We start from the raw sequence: 14,875 nt of genomic DNA, 5'->3' as shown, positions 1-14,875 counted from the left end.
GTTGTGCTGGACCAACTGCAAAAGGCACTGAGCGCTGCCGCAGACAGCACCCAGACCGCCACCACCGAAGGTGCATGAACGAATGGCTCCTCAACGGCACCTGGCGCTTGCGCGTCACTGGAATCCGCTTTGTTCCCAGCCCGAAAGACAGACGGCCGTGGGGCTGGGTGGTCACCACTGAAACCCGCAACGGCGGCAGGCAGGCCCTCTCCCTGGACTGCACCGGCATCGAGGAGGGCATCAGCGTCACCCTGAAAAACGGGGATTAAAAAGTCCTGGGCCTGACCGGCACAGCCGCCGCTTTCAATGACCGGTTCATGATTCAGCTTCCCCCTGACAGCGGCCTGGTCATGGACCTGCCCTTCTCCTGGGACGCCTCCGGACGCCCAGGTGCAGGCCAACACCCCCACCAAACTGATCGTGTCTGTGGACGTCAGTGCCCTGCGCCGCGGAGACAGCCCCCCGAACCAGACCGTCTCCTACGGCAAGTCCCCCAGCTTCCGGGTGAACCTCACCTGCCGGAAGTAGACCCGGGTCGTTCCGCCGGTGCAAGTGATTGCAGGAGAAGCGTGATTCCCCAGTGACCTTCTCAGGCCCCCTTGACCAGTCCCATCCGGTGCTAATGACACGGCGCCGGTCACTCTCAGGAGTGGCCGGCGCCGTGGGGGAATTTACTCGTCGCCCAGGTACGCTTTGCGGACGCTCTCGTCCTGCGCGATGTCGGCGGCGTTCCCGAAGAGTTTGATCTCTCCGGTTTGCAGCACGTACGCGCGGTGCGCGATACCCAGCGCCATGTTGGCGTTCTGTTCGACCAGCAGCACGGTCGTGCCGCGCTCGCGGTTGAGCTTCACGATGATGTCGAAGATCGCTTCCACGAACAGCGGGGACAGGCCCATGCTCGGTTCGTCCAGCAGCAGCAGCCGCGGGTTGACCATCAGCGCGCGCGCAATGGCCAGCATCTGCTGTTCCCCGCCGGACATGGTGCCGCCCAGCTGGTTCTCGCGTTCGCGCAGGCGCGGGAAGAACTCAAAGCCCTCCTGAATACGCTGTTCGATCAGGGCGCGGTCGGTCACGGTGTACCCGCCCACGTCCAGGTTTTCACGGACCGTGAGGTCCTTGAAAATGCGCCGGCCTTCGGGCACGTGGCTGATGCCGCGCTGCAGAATGTGGTGCGCGGGAATCCCGGCGATGTTCTGCCCTTCGAAGCTCAGCTGGCCGCGGCGGGGTTTCATCATGCCGCTGATGGTGCGCAGCGTGGTGGTCTTCCCGGCGCCGTTCCCGCCGATCAGGGCGACGATCTCCCCTTCGTTCACGGTCATGCTGACGCCCTTGAGGGCGTGAATGTGGTCGTAGTACGTGTGAATGTCCTGCAGTTCCAGCATGGGGTTAGGCATGGGGGCGTTCTTCCTTCCCGTATTCACCGGCGGCGGCGCCGCGGCCCAGGTACGCTTCCATCACGCGGGGGTCGTTACGCACCTGGTACGGGCGACCCTCGGCGATCTTGGTGCCGTAATCCAGCACGGTGATGTGCTCCGACAGGGTCATCACCAGGCGCATGTCGTGCTCGATCAGGCACACCGTTACGCCAAGCTCATCACGGATGCGGCGGATCAGGGCCTTCAGATCCTCGGTTTCGCGGGGGTTCATGCCGGCCGCCGGTTCGTCCAGCAGAATCAGTTTCGGCGTGGTCGCCAGCGCGCGCGCAATTTCCAGCTTGCGCTGGTCCCCGTAGGGGAGGTTGGTGGCCATCTCGTTGCGCCACTTGCTCAGACCCACGAAGTCCAGCATGACGCGCGCGGCATCCTGGGCTTCCCGTTCGCCATCGTGGAATTTCCGGGTGCGCAGCACCGCGTCCACGAAGCCGCTTTTCAGGCGGGCGTGACGCCCCACCATGATGTTTTCTTCGCTGGTCATGGTGGAGAACAGGCGGATGTTCTGGAAGGTGCGGGCAATGCCGGCTTCCGTCACCTGGTCGGGGCGCAGCCCCACGAGTTCCCGGCCGCCCAGGCGGATGGTGCCGCGCGTGGGCTCATAGATGCCGGTGATCATGTTGAAGAACGTGGTTTTCCCCGCCCCGTTCGGCCCGATCACGCTGACGATGCTGCGGTCAGGGATGTCCATGGTCACGTCGTTCACGGCAGTCAGGCCGCCGAAGACCTTCGTGACGCCCGCCACTTCAAGTATGTTGCCGCTCACCTGCTGCCCCCCGCCTTGTCATTTTCCTTCGCCGGAGCGAACCCGGCGCTGTACACGTCGCCGCTTGCGCTGTTCAGTGCGCCCGCGTTGCCCTGCGCACTTTCGTCTTCCTGGTTGTCATCGTTATGCAGTTCCAGTTGTCGTCTGCGGCTGGGCAGCAACCCTTCTGGACGCAGGAGCATCATGGCCACGAGGATCGCGCCGAAGATCAGGCGCTGCAGCTGCCCGGGGTTCACCTGCTGCGGAATGCCGAGGTTCGCCGTGGCTTCCCCCAGACCCGGCAGGATGCGCAGGTTCAGCAGGGTGACCACGGCGGCGCCCAGGATCACGCCGGGGAAGGAGCCCATGCCGCCCAGAATCACCATGGACAGAATCGCGATGCTCTGGTTCAGGACGAAGCTCTCGGGGCTGATGAACTGCTGCTTGGCTGCGAAGATCATGCCCATCACCCCGGCGAAGCTCGCGCCGGTGGCGAAGGCGATCAGTTTGGTCTGCATCAGGGGCACACCCATGGCCTGCGCGGCAATCTCATCGTCACGGATGGCGATCCAGGCGCGGCCGATGCGGCTTTTGTCCAGGCGGACGTTCACGAGCAGGATCACGCCGATCATTACAAGCACCAGCGCATACAGGAACAGCAGGTAGTACTGGTCCTCGGTGAAGCCCAGCGCGCCGGCCATCGCGTCAAACCACGGCACGGACGCACTCTTGATGGGGGTGATGCCCTGCGAGCCGGCCGAGTACAGCGCGAGGTTGTTCGCCAGCACGCGAATCACTTCACCAAGGCCCAGCGTGATGATGGCCAGGTAGTCGCCCTTGAGTTTCAGGACCGGCAGGCCGATCAGGACACCCACCACGGCCGCAGCGAAGATACTCAGCGCCAGGAACAGCCAGAAGAAGCCCGGGTCAATGCCGTTCGCCAGGCTGTCGGCCCGGGTGGACAGCAGCACCAGAATCGACCGGATGGTCAGGATCACGCCGGCCACCAGACCGACGCTGGCCAGGCGGAAGCTCCAGGCCGTGGCGGGGGTCGGTGCGCGGCGCCGGTTGTGGCGGCTGATGACCACCAGGCTCGCCACAGTGACGAGCGTCAGGACGATGCCCATGGCGAGCGTCCCGGCGTTCGTGGCGCCCGGGTTCTCCCCGTAGTACCGCAGGACCTCGCCGAAGCGGGGGCTGGCGAAGATGCCCCAGGCGTAGGCACCCACGGCGAAGAAGGCCACGTAGCCCAAGTCCAGCAGGCCCGCGAGGCCCACCACGATGTTCAGGCCCAGCGCCAGCGCGGCAAAGATCATGATCTGGATACTGAGGTCCAGGAGGCTGGTGTCCTCCCGGCCAGCCATGGGCAGCACGAACAGCAGGCTGCCGATCCCCACGAGCGCCTTTGCCCAGGGTGCGGCGCGCCACAGGTGGGCGAACAGGATGTTGGCCAGGAACAGGCTGACCATCAGGGCTTCCACGATGGGGTTGCGCAGCGTGCGCCCAAGGCCACCGAGCTGTTCAAGCAGCTCGCCGTTGTGGGAGACGAGCAGGGCGGCGCTGGTCATCACGAAGAACAGCAGCAGCAAGATGGTCCGGTCGGGCGCGGCAGGCCGCGCAGGTCGGGCGGTCGCGACGGTCATACTTTCTCCACGTTACTTTTGCCCAGCAGGCCGGTCGGTTTGAAGATCAGGATCAGCACCAGCGCAATGAACGCCCCGAGCTTGCTGTACGAATCGTCAATTACGGCGAGGTTCTTGATGCCCAGCAGGTCGCCGAACACGTTGAACACGCCGATCAGTTTCTCCAGCACGCCCAGCAGCAGCCCGCCGAGCACCGCGCCAGGAATGGAGCCGATGCCGCCCAGCACTGCGGCCGTGAAGGCCGTCACACCGGGAATGAAGCCGCTGTAGGCGTTGATCGTACCGAATTTCATGCCGAACAGCACGCCGCTGATGCCGCCGAGCGCCCCGCCGATCAGGAAGGTGGCGCTGATCATGCGGTTGCCGTCGATGCCCATCAGGCCTGCGGTCACCCGGTCCTGCGCCACGGCGCGAATGGCTTTACCCATGCGGGTGCGGTTCACGATGTAGTTCAGCACCGCGAGACTCAGCAGGGACACGATGACCAGGATCACGTCCTTGAGCTGAAGGTCGATGCCGATGCGGACCAGGAACTGTCCCAGGCCAGCGCAGCTGCTCTCGGGGCCGCAGAACTTCCCGGCGAATCCGGCAGGCAGGGTGTACGTCAGGTCAAAGCGGCCCTGGAAGCCCTCGAGAACGCGCAGCACGTCCTGCAGAATCAGGGACACGCCGATGGCGGTGATCAGAGGCACCAGTTTCGGCGCGCCTCGCAGCGGCCGGTACGCAAGGCGCTCAATGATGACGTTCAGCAGGCCCGAGACCAGCATGGCGGCCAGCAGCGCGATGATCAGCTTCAGGTAACCGTTCATGCTGGAGTCCTTCAGCACGCGGAACACCTCGAAGCCCACCACCGCGCCGGTGACGAACACCTCGCTGTGAGCGAAGTTGATCAGTTGCAGGACGCCGTACACCATCGTGTAGCCCAGCGCGATGATGGCGTACACGAAGCCCAGCACGAGCCCCCCGACGATCACGTTCGCCAGGAAGGGCAGCAGAGTGGACAATTGTTCCAAGGAAACTCAACTCCTTTCATGGGGTGGGGGCGCAGGCCAGGAAGGGGCAGGGAAGACGGGGCGCCACAGGAAGCGGAAGAACGACACGGTCAGCGGCACGAGTGAACTCGTGAAGGCATAGCTGGGCAATCGGTCAGTTTTGCGTCAGTCAGCCCGGATGCTAGCGTTTCCACGCCATCACCGCGGGAAAGGTGTCCGGCCCCACCGATCAACGGGCCGCTGTAGGCGGCGCGTGTCACGACAAGGGCCGGGCGCGCGGCCCGGCCCCAGGATGGTACGGGGTGGTGGGAGGCTGGGCGGGAGGGTGCGTCTATACACGCACCTCCCGGAGCCATTTACTGCTTGACGGGTTTGACCGGAACAGAGGTGCTGAGCTTGAACTGCCCATCGGTGACGTTCATCACGTACAGGGTGGCGGCCTTGCGGTCACCGGCCGAGTTGAAGCTGACGTTGCCGGACAGCAGGCCCGTGAAGCTGCCCTTACGGATGGCGGTTTCCACCTGGGCGCGGCTGGGCACCTTGTTGGCGTTGGCACGCACGGCGTTCAGCACGCCCTGCACCACAACTTTCGCAGCGTCGTACCCGAAGGCGCCGAATCCCTGGGCGTCGTCGTTAAAGGTCTTCTTGTAGCTTGCGGCGAAGACTTTCGCCGCGGGCAGCGCGCTGATGGGCGCGGCCACCGTGGTGAAGTAGATGTTGTTGGCGTTGGCGCTGCCCACGATCACGGGCAGCTCGCCGCTGTCGAGGCCGTCGCCGCCCACCACAGGGGTGGTCAGGCCGGCTTCACGCAGCTGCTTGATGAACACGCCCACCTGGTTGTAGATGCCGCCGAAGTAGATGGCGTCGGGGCGCTGAAGCTTGATCTTGGCAACGATGCTGGAGAAGTCGCTCTTCTCCTCGGTGCCTTCGTTCGCCACGACGCTGACGCCTTTGGCTTTCAGGGCCTTCTCGACTTCTTTCGCCAGGCCTTCGCCGTAGGCGGTCTTGTCGTTCAGGACGTAGACCTTCTTGGCTTTCAGGTTGCCGCTGATGAAGTTCGCGCCGGCGGGGCCCTGCGCGTCGTCACGGGCAACGATACGGTTCATGTTGCTGAGGTTGCGGTCCGTGACCTGGTTGGCGGTGTTCGCGGGGCTCACCAGGGCGACCTTGCTGGGCTGCAGGGCGGCGCTGGCGGGGATGGCCACGCCACTGTTCAGGGTGCCGACCACCGCGAGGATCTGACGGTCCGCGGCGATCTTGCGCGCGGCTGCGGTGCCGGTGGCGGGGTCAGCCTGGTCGTCGTAGGGGACAAGGACGAGGTCAAAGCCGAGTTTCTTGAACTGCGCCTTGTATTCGTTCACGGCCAGCTGGGCGCCGTTGCGGATCTGGGTGCCCAGGTCGCTCTGGCCGCCGGACAGGGGGCTGAGGGTGGCAATCTTGATGGTGGTCTGGGCGGACGCGGTTCCCAGGGCCAGGGCGGCGAGAACAGACAGAGTCAGAGCGCTTTTCTTCATGAATCCTCCGGGTATGAATGCGCCGCGGGCCAGCCTTGTGCCCGAGGTGCGGTGTAGAGATGCCGCAATTCTAGGTGCGCCTTTAAAGTCTGTCAATGCGCCACTCACGAATGAACTTGAAATGATTCCCGGATAAGAACCCTGACAGGCAAAGATTATTGCTAACGGGTGAATCGAATTAGCAACCTGATTGCGCCATCTCCGGACGCTGGTACGGGATTGACTCGCCTGCCAGCACCCCCGCGCAAGGGCACACCACCTGATCAGCACACGTCCGCGGCTCCGGCAGAGGCCGCACGTGAGCAGATCATTCCCTTCCAGGACGAGAAATCTCTCTTTGCATTTATATCGGTGCTGGTAGCCTGCACGGCTTGGCCCGAGGGCCTGTCCCCGGCAGGTCCCTCAGGAACGAAAGACCTGAACGACCACCGCATTGCGTCTGACAGCGGTTTCCCCGCAACCCCCACCCCACCCTGGGGTGCTCAGGAGGTCAGGATGGAGGTGGCCCTCACCGCAGACACCCCCACTTCATGAACTGTGCCGACCGGGTTTCCGGGGCTGCCGGACTCAGATCAGATCGAGGTAGCGTTCCAGTTCCCAGGCATGCACCGCGGCGCTGTACTCCCGCCACTCTGCGCGCTTCGCTTCCACGAAATGATCCAGGACGTGCTCGCCCAGGGCCCGGCGGATCACATCATCCTTTTCGAGCTCATCCACCGCCTCACGCAGGTCGGTGGGCAGTTCCTTCACGCGGTGGTGACGCTTCTCGCGCACCGTCATGCGGAAGATGTTGCGCTGAATGGCGGGTGCAGGTTCCATCTTCTGTTCGATGCCGTCCAGGCCCGCGGCCAGCATGACCGCGAGCGCCAGGTACGGATTGCAGCTGGGGTCGGGCATGCGGACTTCCGCCCGGGTGGAGTTCCCACGCTTGGCCGGAATGCGGATCAGCGCCGAGCGGTTGCTCGTGCTCCACGCGACGTTCACGGGCGCCTCAAAGCCCGGCACCAGACGCTTGTAACTGTTCACCAGCGGGTTGGTGATGGCCGCCATGCTGCCCGCGTGATCAAGCAGCCCTGCAATGAACTGCTCTGCCGTACGGGACAGGCCGTGCTCACCCGCCGGGTCCGCGAACGCATTCACGCCACCTTTGAACAGGCTCAGGTGGCAGTGCATGCCGCTGCCGTTCACGCCGGGAATGGGTTTGGGCAGGAAGCTGGCCAGCAACCCGTACTCCAGCGCCACACGTTTCACCACGAATTTAAAGGTGGCGATGCGGTCTGCGGTTTCCAGGGCAGGCGCATACCGGAAGTCGATCTCATGCTGTCCCGGGGCGACCTCATGGTGCGCGGCCTCAATCTCGAAGCCCATCTCGACAAGTTTGTTCGTGATCTCCCGGCGGATGCGTTCGCCCTTGTCGATGGGGGCCAGGTCGAAGTACCCGGCCCGGTCATGCGTGACAGTGCTGCCTGTCCCGGAGGACGTGCGCTCGAACAGGAAGAATTCCGGTTCGGTTCCCACAAACATTTCAAACCCCAGCGTCTGGGCCCGGGCAATCTGACGCTTCAGGACCTGCCGGGGGTCTCCTTCAAAGGGCGCGCCGTCGGGCAGGGTCACGTCGCAGATCAGGCGCGCGACCTTGCCGCGTTCGCCTTCCTCACGGGAGAACTGCGGGTAGATCAGGAACGTGCTGAGGTCCGGGCGCAGCAGCATGTCGGACTCCTCCACGCGGGTGAAGCCCTCCACGGCGCTGCCGTCGAAGGTAACGTCGCCGTTGAGTGCCTTGGCGAACTGGGACTTGGGCACCTCCACGTTTTTGGTGGTACCGAGGATGTCCGTGAACTGAAGGCGGAGAAATTTGACTTCTGCGTCCTGAAGCAGGCGCAGGATCTGTTCGGCGGTGGGCGGGGTGGTGGGTTGGGGCGTCATGACGGAATAAACCTCCGGGGCGTGAGCCTTCAGGACCTCCGCAAAGGTCCGGTCTCTCATTTCGAAATGCTACGGTCTGTGCCCTGTCGAGGCGAGCCGTGCAGATTGTTCACTCTCAATCGGGAACCTGAGGAGAGAATTGATGACATTCTGCAATATGAAGGCCACCCAGTCGGGACACCCCTGCTAAAAATCGCATGTTGTTCAGAAGAATGCGTTGACCGTCTTAATGACAGGCTCCTATACTCACGGTTGAGAACACCCAGCGGGTCACGGAAGCGGCGTGAAATCAGGGATGCCAGCGCGCCGCACCACCCCGTCCCGCCGGGCACCAGGGAGCGACATGAACCATGACTTCGACGTGATTTCCGCCGCGCGCAACTGGCGCACGGACACCGCGAGCGCCACCCCCCACGACATCGTGAGCAACGTGTACGCCAGCGACGTCCTGACCCTGGAGCAGCTCAAGGCCCGCCTGAGCAAGCCCATCTTTAAGAGCCTGCAGGCCACGCTGGAACGCGGCGCGACGCTCGACCCGGGGATCGCGGATACCGTCGCCCTCGCCATGAAGACCTGGGCGATGGAGAAAGGGGCAACGCACTACACCCACTGGTTCCACCCCCTGACCGGCGCGACCGCCGAGAAGCACGACTCCTTCGTGTCCCCCAACGGGGACGGCGCCGCGATTGCTGCGTTTACCGGCAAGGAACTGATCCAGGCGGAGCCGGACGCCAGCTCCTTCCCCTCAGGCGGGCTGCGCGCCACCTTCGAAGCGCGCGGCTACACCGCCTGGGACGCCAGCAGCCCCGCGTTCATCATGCGGCACGCCAACGGCGCGACCCTGTGCATCCCCACGGCCTTCGCCAGCTGGACCGGCGAGGCGCTGGACACCAAAACGCCCCTGCTGCGCAGCGTCGAAGCCCTGAACAAGGCAGTGACGCCCGCGCTGAAACTCTTCGGGGCCAGCGAGGGCACCCGCGTGAGCAGCACCCTGGGCGCCGAGCAGGAGTACTTCCTGATCGCCGAGGAGTACTACTACCGCCGGCCCGACCTGGTCATGACGGGCCGCACCCTCTTTGGTGCGCAGCCCCCGCGCGGCCAGGAACTCGAAGATCACTACTTCGGCGCGATTCCCGACCGGGTCCTGAGCTTCATGACGGACGCCGAAACGCAGCTGTACGCGCTGGGCATCCCGGTCAAGACCCGTCACAACGAGGTCGCGCCCGGTCAGTATGAGATCGCGCCGATCTTCGAGGACAGCAACGTGGCCGCCGATCACCAGCAGCTGACCATGCAGGTGCTGCGCAACACCGCCCGCCGCTACGGCCTCGTGGCCCTGCTGCACGAGAAACCCTTCGCAGGCGTGAACGGATCGGGCAAGCACTGCAACTGGAGCATGAGCACCAACGCCGGTGAGAACCTCCTCGAGCCCGGCGACACGCCCCACGAGAACCTTCAGTTCCTGTTCTTCACGTCTGCCGTGATCAAGGCCGTGGACGACCACCAGGACCTGCTGCGCATCAGTGTCGCGAGCGCCAGCAATGACCACCGCCTGGGGGCCAACGAGGCGCCGCCCGCCATCATCAGCATCTTCCTGGGCAGTGAACTGAGCGACATCTTTGACCGCCTGGAAAGCGGCCAGGGTGGCCGTGGCGCCGAAGCCGGACTGCTCGGCCTGGGTACAAGCGTCCTGCCGCCCCTGCCCCGCCACGCCGGCGACCGTAACCGCACCAGCCCGTTCGCCTTCACCGGCAACAAGTTCGAGTTCCGCGCGGCCGGCAGCAGCCAGAGCATCTCGTTCCCGATCACGGTGCTGAACACCATCGTGGCAGACGCCGTCAGTGAACTCAGCGCCGAACTGAAAGCCAAGCTTGACGCGGGCGACGACCTGAACGCCGCCGTCGCCGACATCGTGAAGGCCACCTACAGCAAGCACAAGCGCATCGTGTTCAACGGCGACGGGTACAGCGACGAATGGCATCAGGAAGCCGAGCACCAGCGCGGCCTGCTGAACCTGCGCACGACCCTGGACGCCGTGGAGCACCTGACCGACGGCAAGAACCAGACGCTGTTCGAGAAATTCCAGGTCCTGAGTGACCGCGAACTGGCCGCCCGCCAGGAAATCATGTACGACATCTACTTCAAGACGGTGAACATCGAGGGTGAAACCACCGAGTACATGGCGCGCACCATGATCCTCCCTGCCGCCGTGAAGTACCTGTCCGAACTGCACGCCGCCGGAAGCAGCCGCGCCGTGACGGCCGTGGCCGCCGAGGTGGAAGCCGCCGCGGACGAACTGTTCGACGCGGTCAGCGCCCTCAGCGAGCAGAACGCCGCCACCGGCGGCGACGAGGTGCACGAGAAGGCGCACCACATGCGTGACCACGTGCTTCCGGCCATGACCGCCGTCCGCAAGGCCGCCGACCGTCTCGAGAAGGTTGTCGCGGAGCAGCACTGGCCGCTGCCCACCTACCGCCAGATGCTCTTCGTGAAGTAAAGCCAGTCCCGGCAGGGCGGCGCGCAGCTTCAGCCTGCGCGCCGCCCTGGTCTGTTCTGCGGCGTTCTCATCTCACGGACGTGCGGGGGCCACAGGAGTAGACTGAGGGCGTGCTGAACCTGCTGCGCCGACCGCCCGTGAGCCCCGCCGAGCTGGACGAGGGACTGCGGGCACTCGGGCTGAACGGCACGCAGCACGTCATTGTTCACGCCAGCCTGAAATCGTTCGGCACCCTTGACGGCGGCGCCCGCACCGTAGTTGACGCCCTGGGCCAGGCGGCCGCCACCGTGGTCGCCCCGGCGTTCACGTACAGCACGCTGCTGTCCCGGCCAGCCGCCACAACAAGCGCCCGCTTCCACCGCGACTCACGCGTCAGCCGCGACATCGGCCGCGTGCCGCAGGAACTCGTGGAGCGGCCCGAGGCGCGCCGGTCATTTCACCCCACGCTGAGCTTCATCGCGCTCGGTCAGGAGGCCGGGCGGGTTACCGAGGCGCAGTCCCTCAGCAGCCCGTACCAGCCCGTTGGCGCCCTGTACGACCTCGACGGGTACGCGCTGCTGATGGGCGTGGATTTCGGCAGCAACACCAGCGTGCACTACGGCGAGCACCTGGCCGGCATGCCGCTGCTCACCCGGTATGTGCCCCTGGACGGTCAGGTGGTCCCCACGGCGTTCCCCAACTGCTCGGCGGACTTCGACAACCTCGCGCCTGAGGTGCACCTGCGGGCCCGCAGCGTTCAGGTGGGGGCCTGCACGCTCAGGCTGTACCGCGTGAGGGACCTTGTGGACGGCACGGTGCGCCTCCTGAACCGGGATCCAGAGGCGCTGCTGTGCACCTACCGCGGCTGCCGGTGCCAGGAGGTGCGCACCATGGTGCGCCAGCAGGGCCTGCGTCCCCGCAGGCATACCGGCCTGATCAGTTAGAGCCAGCTCACGCCGGGTCCGTCTGGGCCCTAACTCAGGCGCTTCTCGCTGGAGTGCCCGGGCCGGACACGCAGCTCTGGATTCGCGTGATGCGCGGCGTGATTGGCCGCCACCGCGGCCTGCGCCAGCCCGACCGAGATCAGCTTGAACGCCTGGGCGGACTGGGCGACGTCCCCGGCCACGAAGACGCCCTCAAGGGACGTGTGGCCCCCCGGGCCGTCCGGGATGTACTCCCCCTGCCAGTTCAGCGGCCACGCCTGAAGCGGCGTGAGGTCCGGCAGGTACCCGTTCAGGATCAGGACCGTGTCGGCTGGCACTGCGGTCAGCTCGCCCTGCACGGTCAGCTGCGCGCCGCCGGGCGTCAGGGCGTTCAGCGTGGCGGGGGCAAGCACCTGCAACTGCCCCTGCGCCTGCCCCTGCTCCAGGGCGGCGAGTTCGGCGGGGCTGCCCCGAAAACCCACGCGCCGGTGCGTGAGCGTGACGGCCGCCCCTGCCTGAACGAGTTCCAGCGCGGCGCGCGTGGCCTGCGGCACGCCGCCCACCACCAGCACCCGGCGGCCGGTGAGGGTGGTGGGGTCTGGCAGGTCCGTGCGGACGTCCGCGTGCTCACCGGGGACACGTGCGTCGCGGGGTCGCAGGGCGCCCAGTCCGGGCGCCAGGACCACCGCGGCGGCAGTGAAGGCCTGCGTGCCGTGCGGGGTGTCGGCCGTGACCTGCCACCCGTGTTCCGCGCGGCGCAGGTCGCGCGCGGAGGTGTGCAGGTGCAGGGTCACGTCCAGCCCGTCCAGCTGACGCACCAGGGCCTGCACCACCTGCGCCGCCGGGGTGGCCGGCAGGCCCGGCACGTCGTACACGCGTTTGTCAGGGTACAGGGCGCTCAGCTGCCCGCCGGGCTCGCTGCGCGCTTCCAGAAGCCGGACGCGCAGGCCGCGCCATGCGGCGTAAAAGGCCGCGTGCAGGCCGGCCGGGCCCGCGCCGATCACCAGAACGTCTGCGTGCAGGGAGGCTGTCATGCGTGCTGAGTATGCCAGAGCGCCAAGCCATGAAACGTCCCCGCCGCAATCGGGCAGGGACCCTGCGTTCTGAAGGTCAGGCTTTGCGGTGGCCGAGCATCACTTCACGGTGGACGACCTTCGCGCGCGGGCGGCCCTGCGCCTTGCCGGCGGCCACTTCGTGGGCGTCAAGGACCTGCCAGTCCGCGAACGAGTACACCCTGACCCCCCGGCTGGCCAGCAGGGCGTCCACAGCAGTGCGGGTGGGATGCGCCGCGCCGGGCAGCCGGCTTTCCCTCGCGTCGGCCAGCAGGTGCGCGACGGTGTCCGTCGCGTCCTTGCGGTTGGTGCCGACTACGCCGCTGGGACCGCGTTTGATCCACCCGGCGGTGTACTCGCCGGCGCGGCCGTCCACGCGGCCGTCGGTGTTGGCGATCACGCCTCGCTTCTCGTCGAAGGGCACGCCGGGCAGCGCCACGCCGCGGTACCCGACGGAGCGCAGCACCATCTGCACAGGCAGCACCTCGTACTCGCCGGTGCCGACGGCGTTGCCGTGCTCGTCCAAGCGGTTGCGCTCCACCTTCAGGCCGCCCACGTGGCCGTGCCCGTCATCGAGAATCTCGACCGGAGAGACCAGGAAGCGCAGATGCACCCGCCGCAGTTTGCCTTCAGACTGGTGGGCGGCAAATTCGCGCAGCACCTCGACGTTCTTCTTCTTGGTGTTGTCGGTGATGGCCGCTTCCGCCTCAGGGCTCAGGGCAATCTCTTCACTGTGCACGACGGGTTCGGCGTCGCTGAGTTCCCCGAACTCCCTCAGTTCCTTGGTGGTGAACGCCGCCTGCGCGGGCCCGCGGCGGCCGAGGATCCACACGTCCCGCACGTGGCTGCCTTCCAGGGCGCTCAGGGCGTGCGCGGCGATGTCACTCTCGTGGAGTTCCTGCGTGGTTTTCACGAGGATCCGGCTGACGTCCAGCGCCACGTTGCCAACGCCCACCACGGCCACGCCGCTGGCGTGCAGCACCATGTCGCGCGTGGCGGCGTCCGGGTGACCGTTGTACCAGGCGACGAATTCAGTGGCGCTCATGCTGCCTTCGAGGTCCTCGCCGGGGATGCCCAGTCTGCGGTCGCTGCTGGCACCGACGGTGTACATCACGGCGTCGTAGTGGGCGACGGTGTCGTCGTGGGTCAGGTCTCGGCCAAATTCGACATTGCCCAGGAAGCGCACGCGCGGGTCACTCAGGGTTTTCTCGAAGCCGCGGGTGACGCTCTTGATGGTGAGGTGATCGGGCGCGACGCCGTAGCGGACGAGGCCGTACGGGGTGGGCAGGCGGTCGTAGACGTCCACCTCGACGGGCAGGTCGGTCTGCTTGAGGAGCGCCTCGGTGGCGAAGATACCGCTGGGGCCGCTGCCGATCACGGCGACGCGCAGGGGGCGGTCGGGGGTGTAGGTCTGGGTCATCGGCTGAGTCTAAGCACAGGTGGGGTCAGCTGGGAATGCCAACCGTCCAGGATTCGTGTCACATGTACAGAAACAGCGTGGACAGGTGGGCCCCCACAAGAAACCGCCGCACCCGGGTGGGGGTGCGGCGGTCTGGAAGGAAAGACTCAGGCGGCAGCGATCTGCTGCAGCGCGCTTTCGTTCTTGAGGGTGATCTTGCCGTAGCCGGCGCTGATCACGCCTTCGCGGGACAGTTCTCCGACGACCTTGGTCACGGTTTCGCGCACAGAGCCGACGGCAGCAGCGAGTTCGTCGTGCGTGGCGTAGATCATGGTCTCGCCACTGTCGAGCTGCGTGGCCAGCGCGGTGTCCTTGAGTTCCAGCAGTTCACCGGCGATGCGGGCGCGCAGGCGCTTGCCCACGAGGCGGTAGATGCTTTCGTAGGCGCGTTCGAGGGTCCGCACGAGGTGGGTGGTGACGTGCAGGTTGTCCTCGGCGCTCATCAGGGCGGGGTTGATCACGTCGATGGAGGAGTCGGTGACGGCCTCGGCGAAGTAGGCGCGGTTCACGCCAGCGAGGGCTTCCTCGCCGAAGTACTCGCCGGGCTTGACGTAGCGCAGGGTCAGGCCGTTGCCATCGTCGTCCATGGTGTGCACGCGCACGAGGCCGGAGGCGACGCGGTAGAGCATGTCGCTCTTGCCGGGGTAGAGGATGACGGCGCCGGGGCGGTAGGTCACGGTGTCCACGAAGGTCCGGGTGTTGGTGCTGATCATTC

13 protein-coding genes are annotated in these 14,875 nt (G+C 66.0%); 4 read left to right on the top strand and 9 right to left on the bottom strand.

Annotation, left to right across the window (positions count from 1 at the left end; genetic code table 11):
• Window positions 1-74: 74 nt before the first annotated feature.
• A complete protein-coding gene (locus LAJ19_RS08630; RefSeq protein ID WP_225475361.1) occupies window positions 75-269 on the top strand; it encodes a hypothetical protein in 195 nt (64 codons plus the stop codon).
• Window positions 270-390: 121 nt separating this feature from the next.
• Window positions 391-528: a hypothetical protein gene (locus LAJ19_RS08625; RefSeq protein WP_225475360.1), complete on the top strand. Its 138-nt coding sequence runs from the start codon at window positions 391-393 to the stop codon at window positions 526-528.
• Between the two features lie 143 nt (window positions 529-671).
• On the opposite strand, the gene LAJ19_RS08620 is transcribed toward LAJ19_RS08625, so the two are convergent.
• The 6 genes from LAJ19_RS08620 to glnA all read right to left on the bottom strand — a co-directional run bounded on the left by LAJ19_RS08620 (window position 672) and on the right by glnA (window position 8,250).
• Window positions 672-1,394, bottom strand: coding sequence for an ABC transporter ATP-binding protein (locus tag LAJ19_RS08620; RefSeq protein ID WP_225475359.1), 723 nt, complete (start codon window positions 1,392-1,394; stop codon window positions 672-674).
• Window positions 1,387-2,196 carry an ABC transporter ATP-binding protein gene (locus LAJ19_RS08615; RefSeq protein WP_225475358.1) on the bottom strand — a complete coding sequence of 270 codons (810 nt, stop codon included), beginning with the start codon at window positions 2,194-2,196 and terminating at the stop codon, window positions 1,387-1,389. Before LAJ19_RS08615 ends, LAJ19_RS08620 begins: the two co-directional genes overlap by 8 nt.
• Window positions 2,193-3,818 (bottom strand): branched-chain amino acid ABC transporter permease, encoded by a 1,626-nt coding sequence (locus LAJ19_RS08610; protein ID WP_225475357.1) that lies wholly within the window; start codon window positions 3,816-3,818, stop codon window positions 2,193-2,195. The genes LAJ19_RS08615 and LAJ19_RS08610 overlap by 4 nt, the downstream gene beginning before the upstream one ends.
• On the bottom strand, window positions 3,815-4,822 hold the full coding sequence (locus tag LAJ19_RS08605; RefSeq protein WP_432804240.1) for a branched-chain amino acid ABC transporter permease: 1,008 nt from the start codon (window positions 4,820-4,822) through the stop codon (window positions 3,815-3,817). Before LAJ19_RS08605 ends, LAJ19_RS08610 begins: the two co-directional genes overlap by 4 nt.
• A 344-nt stretch (window positions 4,823-5,166) precedes the next feature.
• Entirely contained in the window at window positions 5,167-6,324 is a 1,158-nt protein-coding gene (locus LAJ19_RS08600; protein WP_225475355.1) for a branched-chain amino acid ABC transporter substrate-binding protein, read from the bottom strand.
• 567 nt (window positions 6,325-6,891) lie between these two features.
• Window positions 6,892-8,250, bottom strand: coding sequence for a type I glutamate--ammonia ligase (glnA, locus tag LAJ19_RS08595; RefSeq protein WP_225523237.1), 1,359 nt, complete (start codon window positions 8,248-8,250; stop codon window positions 6,892-6,894).
• Window positions 8,251-8,593: 343 nt separating this feature from the next.
• On the opposite strand from glnA, the gene LAJ19_RS08590 reads away from it, so the two are divergent.
• Window positions 8,594-10,747, top strand: a complete 2,154-nt coding sequence (locus LAJ19_RS08590) for a glutamine synthetase III family protein (protein ID WP_225475354.1) — start codon at window positions 8,594-8,596, stop codon at window positions 10,745-10,747.
• A 110-nt stretch (window positions 10,748-10,857) separates the two neighbouring features.
• The gene (locus LAJ19_RS08585) at window positions 10,858-11,670 is read left to right on the top strand and encodes an AAC(3) family N-acetyltransferase (RefSeq protein WP_225475353.1); all 813 of its coding nucleotides are present in this window, start codon (window positions 10,858-10,860) and stop codon (window positions 11,668-11,670) included.
• Between the two features lie 29 nt (window positions 11,671-11,699).
• On the opposite strand, the gene LAJ19_RS08580 is transcribed toward LAJ19_RS08585, so the two are convergent.
• The 3 genes from LAJ19_RS08580 to LAJ19_RS08570 form a co-directional block, all read right to left on the bottom strand.
• Window positions 11,700-12,683, bottom strand: coding sequence for an NAD(P)/FAD-dependent oxidoreductase (locus tag LAJ19_RS08580; RefSeq protein WP_225475352.1), 984 nt, complete (start codon window positions 12,681-12,683; stop codon window positions 11,700-11,702).
• A gap of 76 nt (window positions 12,684-12,759) precedes the next feature.
• Window positions 12,760-14,121, bottom strand: coding sequence for an FAD-dependent oxidoreductase (locus LAJ19_RS08575; RefSeq protein WP_225475351.1), 1,362 nt, complete (start codon window positions 14,119-14,121; stop codon window positions 12,760-12,762).
• 146 nt (window positions 14,122-14,267) lie between these two features.
• Window positions 14,268-14,873 carry a helix-turn-helix domain-containing protein gene (locus LAJ19_RS08570; protein WP_225475350.1) on the bottom strand — a complete coding sequence of 202 codons (606 nt, stop codon included), beginning with the start codon at window positions 14,871-14,873 and terminating at the stop codon, window positions 14,268-14,270.
• Window positions 14,874-14,875 lie beyond the last annotated feature (2 nt).

The sequence above is a fragment of the Deinococcus taeanensis genome, from assembly GCF_020229735.1.
Taxonomy (GTDB): domain Bacteria; phylum Deinococcota; class Deinococci; order Deinococcales; family Deinococcaceae; genus Deinococcus; species Deinococcus taeanensis.
This window is presented reverse-complemented; position numbering and strand designations above follow the sequence as displayed.